This is a genomic window from Burkholderia sp. Ac-20392 (assembly GCF_017104585.1).
In the GTDB taxonomy this organism is placed as follows: Bacteria; Pseudomonadota; Gammaproteobacteria; order Burkholderiales; family Burkholderiaceae; genus Burkholderia; species Burkholderia lata.
The window spans coordinates 1-6,759 of sequence record NZ_JAAGPB010000459.1 but is presented as its reverse complement, the minus strand read 5'-3'; the positions used below and the strand labels follow the sequence as shown (position 1 = coordinate 6,759).

At 66.7% G+C, this 6,759-nt stretch carries 6 protein-coding genes; 4 read left to right on the top strand and 2 right to left on the bottom strand.

Features of this window, described 5'->3' with window-relative positions; genetic code table 11:
* Positions 1-94 precede the first annotated feature (94 nt).
* Together G3N99_RS31935 and G3N99_RS31930 are read right to left on the bottom strand one after the other, a co-directional pair.
* Positions 95-799 (bottom strand): FadR/GntR family transcriptional regulator, encoded by a 705-nt coding sequence (locus G3N99_RS31935; protein WP_206124374.1) that lies wholly within the window; start codon positions 797-799, stop codon positions 95-97.
* Positions 800-988: 189 nt separating this feature from the next.
* Positions 989-2,056 carry a GlxA family transcriptional regulator gene (locus tag G3N99_RS31930; protein WP_174936276.1) on the bottom strand — a complete coding sequence of 356 codons (1,068 nt, stop codon included), beginning with the start codon at positions 2,054-2,056 and terminating at the stop codon, positions 989-991.
* A 300-nt stretch (positions 2,057-2,356) separates the two neighbouring features.
* Here G3N99_RS31930 and G3N99_RS31925 point away from each other — a divergent pair, with 300 nt between their 5' ends.
* The 4 genes from G3N99_RS31925 to G3N99_RS31910 all read left to right on the top strand — a co-directional run.
* Positions 2,357-3,742: an L-serine ammonia-lyase gene (locus G3N99_RS31925; RefSeq protein ID WP_043180619.1), complete on the top strand. Its 1,386-nt coding sequence runs from the start codon at positions 2,357-2,359 to the stop codon at positions 3,740-3,742.
* A gap of 16 nt (positions 3,743-3,758) precedes the next feature.
* Positions 3,759-5,003 carry a sarcosine oxidase subunit beta family protein gene (locus G3N99_RS31920; protein ID WP_006480591.1) on the top strand — a complete coding sequence of 415 codons (1,245 nt, stop codon included), beginning with the start codon at positions 3,759-3,761 and terminating at the stop codon, positions 5,001-5,003.
* A gap of 31 nt (positions 5,004-5,034) precedes the next feature.
* Positions 5,035-5,334, top strand: coding sequence for a sarcosine oxidase subunit delta (locus G3N99_RS31915; protein ID WP_011354096.1), 300 nt, complete (start codon positions 5,035-5,037; stop codon positions 5,332-5,334).
* On the top strand, positions 5,331-6,759 hold a 1,429-nt coding region (locus tag G3N99_RS31910; protein WP_206124373.1), incomplete at its 3' end, for a 2Fe-2S iron-sulfur cluster-binding protein. The genes G3N99_RS31915 and G3N99_RS31910, both read left to right, overlap by 4 nt.

Genomic DNA, 6,759 nt, shown 5'->3' with positions numbered 1-6,759 from the left:
GATGACTCCAACATTTCGTGACATGGTCAACCTTGATCGATTCGGGAGAGGTTCGTGACAGCGGCGGCGCCTGCGGAGGCTGCGGCCGCGGGCTTCAGCAAATGCCGGCTTCCGCGAGACGGCGGGCGGCGTTGTACATGTGCGTGCGTGCCGCGTTGCGTGCGGCCATCGGGTCGCGCGCACGGATCGCGTCGGCGATCGCTGCGTGCTCCTCGCGTACCTGGCGCGAAAAGTCCTCGCGCGTTGCTTCGTTGCGCCGCGTAACCTTCACGCCGGCTTCGAGGTACTGGTTCAGGAACTGCAGCGTCTTCAGGAAATACGGGTTGCCGGTGACGGCCGCGATCGTGCGATGGAACGCGACGTCTTCCGCGACGCCGTCGCGCCCTTCGGCCACCGCATCGTCGATCTTGCGCAGCGCCTCGTCGATGTCGGCCATATCGTCATCGGTGTGATTCAACGCCGCTTCGGCCGCGACCTCGGCCTCGATCGCGCGGCGCACCGCGAGCAGGTGCGGCAGCGAGGTGGCCTCGACTGCCTCCGCGTAGTCGATCCGCAGCGGCCGGATCGCGCCGTGCTGGTTCACGTACACACCGCTGCCCTGGCGCGGCTCGACCACGCCCTCGTTCTTCAGCCGCGAGATCGCCTCGCGAATCACGGTGCGGCTCACGCCGAATTCCTGCGCGAGCACGGCCTCCGTCGGCAGCTTGCCGGTGGCGGAGAAACTGCCGACTTCGATCTGCTTGAGCAGTTGCTGCGCGACATGGTCGCTCATCGCACGGGCGGGAATTTTCTCGAACATGGTGCTCTGGTTTGTCAGGTTATGTGGTCATCATACAAATTTGAATGTGTGACAGCATCCGGGATAACCCTCGGTTAACGGCGAGCAACGGCGGTTAAATTGATTGAAACCGGTTCCAAATGAGCCGAAACCGATGCGTTCGAGTGTCGTTTCGCGATCAGCTGGAAAGGGGGCGGGGGCCCGTCGCCGTCAGTCGGCGATGTCCTCGACGGGGTCTGCCGCGATTGCGGCGCCGGCTTCCGCCGCTTCCCCGCCGCGTTCCCGATAAGTCGCCGGCGGCACGCCGAACTGCTTGCGGAACTCGCGCCCGAGGTGCGACGCATCGGCGAACCCGCAGCTCGATGCGATATCGGCCACGGTGCGGTCCGAGCTCGTCAGCAGCCACGCGGCCGTGCGCAGCCGCACCTGCTTCGCGAACGCCTGCGGGCTCTTGCCCGTTTCCGCCTTGAACAGCCGCTCGAGCTGCCGCGTCGACAAATCGAGCTTGCTCGCGAGCTCGTCGAGCGACAGCGCGCGCCCGACATGCTGTTCCATCAGGAGAATCGCGCGCTTGACCTTCGGGTGCGTCGCCGGCTCGAGGCCCGGCGGATGCGGTTGCGGCGCATTGCCTTTCTGCATCTCGCCGACCAGCAGGATGCGCAGCGCCTTCTGCACGGTCGCGTGATCGAAATGGCGCAGCAGGATCGCGGCGGCGACGTCGATCGACGCGCGGCCGCCCGAACAGGTGATGCGGCGCCGGTCGATCACGAACAGCCGGTCGGCGATCAGCAGGTCGGGGTCGGCAGCCGGAAAGCGCTCGATGAAATCCCAGTAGTGGAACCAGCTCACGCAGGTGCGGTAGCCGTCGAGCACGCCGGCACGCATCAGCGTGAACACGCCGGTGCAGATGCCGACGACCGTCGCGCCGCCTGCCGCCGAGCGGCGGATGAAGTCGAGCGTCTCGGGGCCCGCCTGCGGCCCCGAATGCAGCAGCCCGCCCACCACCACCACATAGTCGAACGGCTCGGCGCCGTCGAACGTTTCCCACGGCGTGATCTGGATCCCGCAGCTCGCGCGCACCGGCGCGAGGGTCTCGCCGATCACGCTCCACGCGCAGCGCACGGGTTTGCTGTAGTCGCCGTCGTCCGCCGACAGCCGCAGCATGTCGACGAAGCCCGAGAAGGCCGTCAGCGTGAAGTTCGGCAGCAGCACGATGCCGAAGCGGATACGCCGCGGCGCGGGTTCTGCGAGGGGGGAAGCGGGTACGTCGGTTGTCATCGCGGCCAATCTCTTCACGCCGGGCGGGCGGTCTCACTCAGTCTGTTGATACGGGTGATGCGGGTACGGCAGTCGGGCGGGGCCAGGTGGCGCTGATGTAGCCAGCGTCGCTGATCGGTTCCGGCCCGACTTGTGGTTTTCCGTCGCCAACCATCGCCAAAACGCACTTTCGGGGCTGCCGAAGTGGCGCTTGGCGGCGTTATCCCACGCCGATGCCGTTTTTGTTCTATCGGCCGATTTTACGCTTTGATGTACTGGCGCCAACGTCATTTCACGTGTGTCTCACCCAGAGGAAGCCAGATGAACGTCAGCGTCTTCGACCTGTTCAAGATCGGCATCGGCCCGTCCAGTTCGCATACGGTCGGCCCGATGATCGCCGCGTGCCGCTTCGCGTCGCACGTGGAGGACGCGAACCTGCTCGGTTTCGTGCGCCGCGTGCGGGTCGAACTATACGGCTCGCTCGGCGCGACCGGCAAGGGCCACGGCACCGACAAGGCCGTGCTGCTCGGTCTCGAGGGCCACCTGCCCGACACGATCGATCCGGACCTGATCGAGCCGCGGCTCGCCGCGATCCGCGCGGAGAAATCGCTGTCGCTGCTCGGCAAGCAGACCGTCCGCTTCGAGGAAAAGGAGCACATCGGCTTCTACCGCAAGCTGATGAGCGGCACGAGCATCGTGCACCCGAACGGCATGCGCTTCCAGGCCTTCGACGAGCACGGCCAGCTGCTCGTCGAGAAAGAGTATTACTCGGTCGGCGGCGGCTTCGTCGTGAACCGCGACGGCGATCGCGTGAACGGCGTGCGCGCGGCGGTCGAGGTGCCGTATCCGTTCCGCACCGGCGACGACCTGATGCGCCAGTGCCGCGAACACGGGCTGTCGATCGCCGAGCTGATGATGCGCAACGAATGCGCGCTGCGCCCCGCCGACGAAGTGCGCGCCGGGCTGCTCGCGATCTGGCGCACGATGGCCGCCTGCGTCGAGCGCGGTTGCAAGGTCGAGGGCGACCTGCCGGGCCCGATGCGCGTGAAGCGCCGCGCGGCCGAACTGAACGCCCGCCTGCGCGAGCGCTCGGAAGAGTCGCTGCGCGACCCGCTGTCGATGCTCGACTGGGTCAACCTGTATGCGATGGCCGTCAACGAGGAGAACGCGGCCGGCGGCCGGGTCGTCACCGCGCCGACCAATGGCGCGGCCGGCGTGATTCCCGCGGTGCTGCACTACTACGTGAAGTTCGTGCCGGGCTCGAACGAAGCCGGCATCGTCGAATTCCTGATGACGGCCGCGGCGATCGGGATCATCTACAAGGAAACCGCGTCGATCTCCGGCGCGGAAGTCGGCTGCCAGGGCGAAGTGGGCGTCGCGTGCTCGATGGCCGCCGCCGCGCTCGCCGCGGTGATGGGCGGCACGCCCGACCAGGTCGAGAACGCGGCCGAGATCGGCATGGAGCACAACCTCGGGATGACCTGCGACCCGGTCGGCGGGCTCGTGCAGATCCCGTGCATCGAGCGCAACGCGATGGGCGCGATCAAGGCGCTGAACGCGTCGCGCATGGCGCTCAAGGGCAATGGCCAGCACTACGTGTCGCTCGATTCGGTCATCAAGACGATGCGCGAGACGGGCGCCGACATGAAGACGAAATACAAGGAAACGTCGCGCGGCGGTCTGGCCGTGAACGTCATCGAATGCTAAACGAAGGATCACTCACATGAGCCGCTACTCGATATTCAGCCTGTTCCGCAACGGCCTCTCGTATCACGAGAACTGGGAAAAGCAGTGGAAGAGCCCGGAACCGAAGAAGGAATACGACGTCGTGATCGTCGGCGGCGGCGGCCACGGCCTCGCGACCGCGTACTACCTCGCGAAAGAGCACGGGATCACGAACGTCGCGATCCTCGAGAAGGGCTGGATCGGCGGCGGCAACACCGCGCGCAACACGACGATCGTGCGCTCGAACTATCTGTGGGACGAATCGGCCGCGCTGTACGAGAAGGCGATGAAGCTGTGGGAAGGGCTGTCGCAGGATCTGAACTACAACGTGATGTTCAGCCAGCGCGGCGTGATGAACCTGGCCCACACGCTGCAGGACGTGCGTGACACCGAGCGCCGTGTGAACGCGAACCGGCTGAACGGCGTCGACGCCGAATTCCTGACGCCCGCGCAGATCAAGGAAATCGAGCCGACCATCAACCTGAACAGCCGCTACCCGGTGCTCGGCGCATCGATCCAGCGCCGCGCAGGTGTGGCGCGTCACGACGCGGTGGCCTGGGGCTTCGCGCGCGGCGCGGACCGCGCGGGCGTCGACATCATCCAGAACTGCCAGGTGACGGGCATTCGTCGCGAAGGCGGTGCAGTCGTCGGCGTCGACACGGTGAAGGGCTTCATCAAGGCGAAGAAGGTTGCAGTGGTCGCGGCCGGCAATACGACGACGCTCGCCGACATGGCCGGCGTGCGCCTGCCGATCGAAAGCCACCCGCTGCAGGCGCTGGTGTCCGAGCCGATCAAGCCGGTCGTCAACTCGGTGATCATGTCGAACGCGGTGCACGCGTACATCAGCCAGTCCGACAAGGGCGACCTCGTGATCGGCGCCGGCATCGACCAGTACACGGGCTTCGGCCAGCGCGGCAGCTTCCACATCATCGAAAGCACGCTGCAGGCGATCGTCGAGATGTTCCCGGTGTTCTCGCGGGTGCGGATGAACCGCCAGTGGGGCGGCATCGTCGACGTGTCGCCGGACGCGTGCCCGATCATCACCAAGACCGACGTGAAGGGCCTCTATTTCAACTGCGGCTGGGGCACCGGCGGCTTCAAGGCGACGCCCGGCTCGGGCTGGGTGTTCGCGCACACGATCGCCCGCGACGAACCGCATCCGCTGAACGCGCCGTTCGCGCTCGACCGCTTCTACACGGGCCACCTGATCGACGAGCACGGCGCTGCCGCCGTCGCGCACTGATCGCTACCGCACAGACACAGGAGAAAGAAACATGTTGCTGATCGAATGTCCGTGGTGCGGGCCGCGCGCCGAATCCGAGTTTTCGTGCGGCGGTGAAGCCGACATCGTGCGCCCCGTGAACAACGAGAACATGACCGACCGCGAATGGGGCGAATACGTGTTCATGCGCGAGAACAAGCGCGGGCTGCACAAGGAGCAATGGCTGCACGCGCAGGGTTGCCGCCGCTGGTTCAAGGCCACGCGCGACACGGTGACCTACGATATCAAGGGCTACGAAAAGTTCGGTGGCGAAGCTGCCGGCAACGCACACGAAGAGGGCACGAGCAAATGAGCCAGAAAGACCGCCTCGGCACCGGTGGCCGCATCAATCGCGCGATTCCGTTGACCTTCACGTTCAACGGCCGCACGTATCAAGGCTTCCAGGGCGACACGCTCGCGTCCGCGCTGCTCGCGAACGGCGTGCACTTCGTCGCGCGCAGCTTCAAGTACCACCGTCCGCGCGGGATCGTGACGGCTGACGTCGCGGAACCGAACGCTGTCGTGCAGCTCGAATCGGGCCCGTACACGGTGCCGAACGCACGTGCGACCGAGATCGAGCTGTACCAGGGGCTCGTCGCGTCCAGCGTGAACGCTGAGCCGACGCTCGAGAACGACAAGTACGCGATCAACCAGAAGCTGTCGCGCTTCCTGCCGGCCGGCTTCTACTACAAGACGTTCATGTGGCCGCGCAACATGTGGCCGAAGTACGAAGAGAAGATCCGTGAAGCAGCCGGCCTCGGCAAGGCGCCGGAAGCGCTCGACGCCGATCGCTACGACAAGTGCTACGCGCATTGCGACGTGCTCGTGGTCGGCGGTGGCCCGTCGGGCCTCGCGGCTGCACATGCGGCGGCCACGGCCGGCGCGCGCGTGATCCTCGTCGACGACCAGCGCGAACTCGGCGGCAGCCTGCTGTCGTGCCGCGCCGAGATCGACGCGAAACCCGCGCTGCAGTGGGTCGAGAAGATCGAGGCCGAGCTGCGCAAGCTGCCCGACGTGACGATCCTGTCGCGCAGCACCGCGTTCGGCTACCAGGACCACAACCTCGTGACGGTCACGCAGCGTTTGACCGATCACCTGCCGGTGTCGATGCGCAAGGGTACGCGCGAACTGCTGTGGAAGGTCCGCGCGAAGCGCGTGATCCTCGCGACCGGCGCGCACGAGCGGCCGATCGTGTTCGGCAACAACGACCTGCCGGGCGTGATGCTCGCCGGCGCGGTGTCCACCTACGTGCATCGCTTCGGCGTGCTGCCGGGCCGCAACGCGGTCGTGTTCACGAACAACGATCGCGCGTACCAGACCGCGCTCGACCTGAAGGCGTGCGGGGCGAAGGTGACGGTCGTCGATTCGCGCGCATCGTCGAACGGCGCGCTGCCGGCCGCCGCGAAGCGGCAGGGCGTGACGGTGATGAGCGGTGCGGTCGTGACGGGTGCGGCGGGCAAGTGGCGCGTATCGTCGGTCGACGTCGCGTCGCTCTCGAACGGCCAGGTGGGCGGCAAGCTGCAGACGCTGTCGTGCGACCTCGTCGCGATGTCGGGTGGCTTCAGCCCCGTGCTGCACCTGTTCGCGCAGTCGGGCGGCAAGGCCTGCTGGAACGACGAGAAGGCGTGCTTCCTGCCGGGCAAGCCCGTGCAGGCGGAAGCGAGCATCGGTGCCGCGGCCGGCGAATTCGGCCTGGCGCGCGCGCTGCGGCTCGCGGTGGACGCGGGCGTGGAAGCCG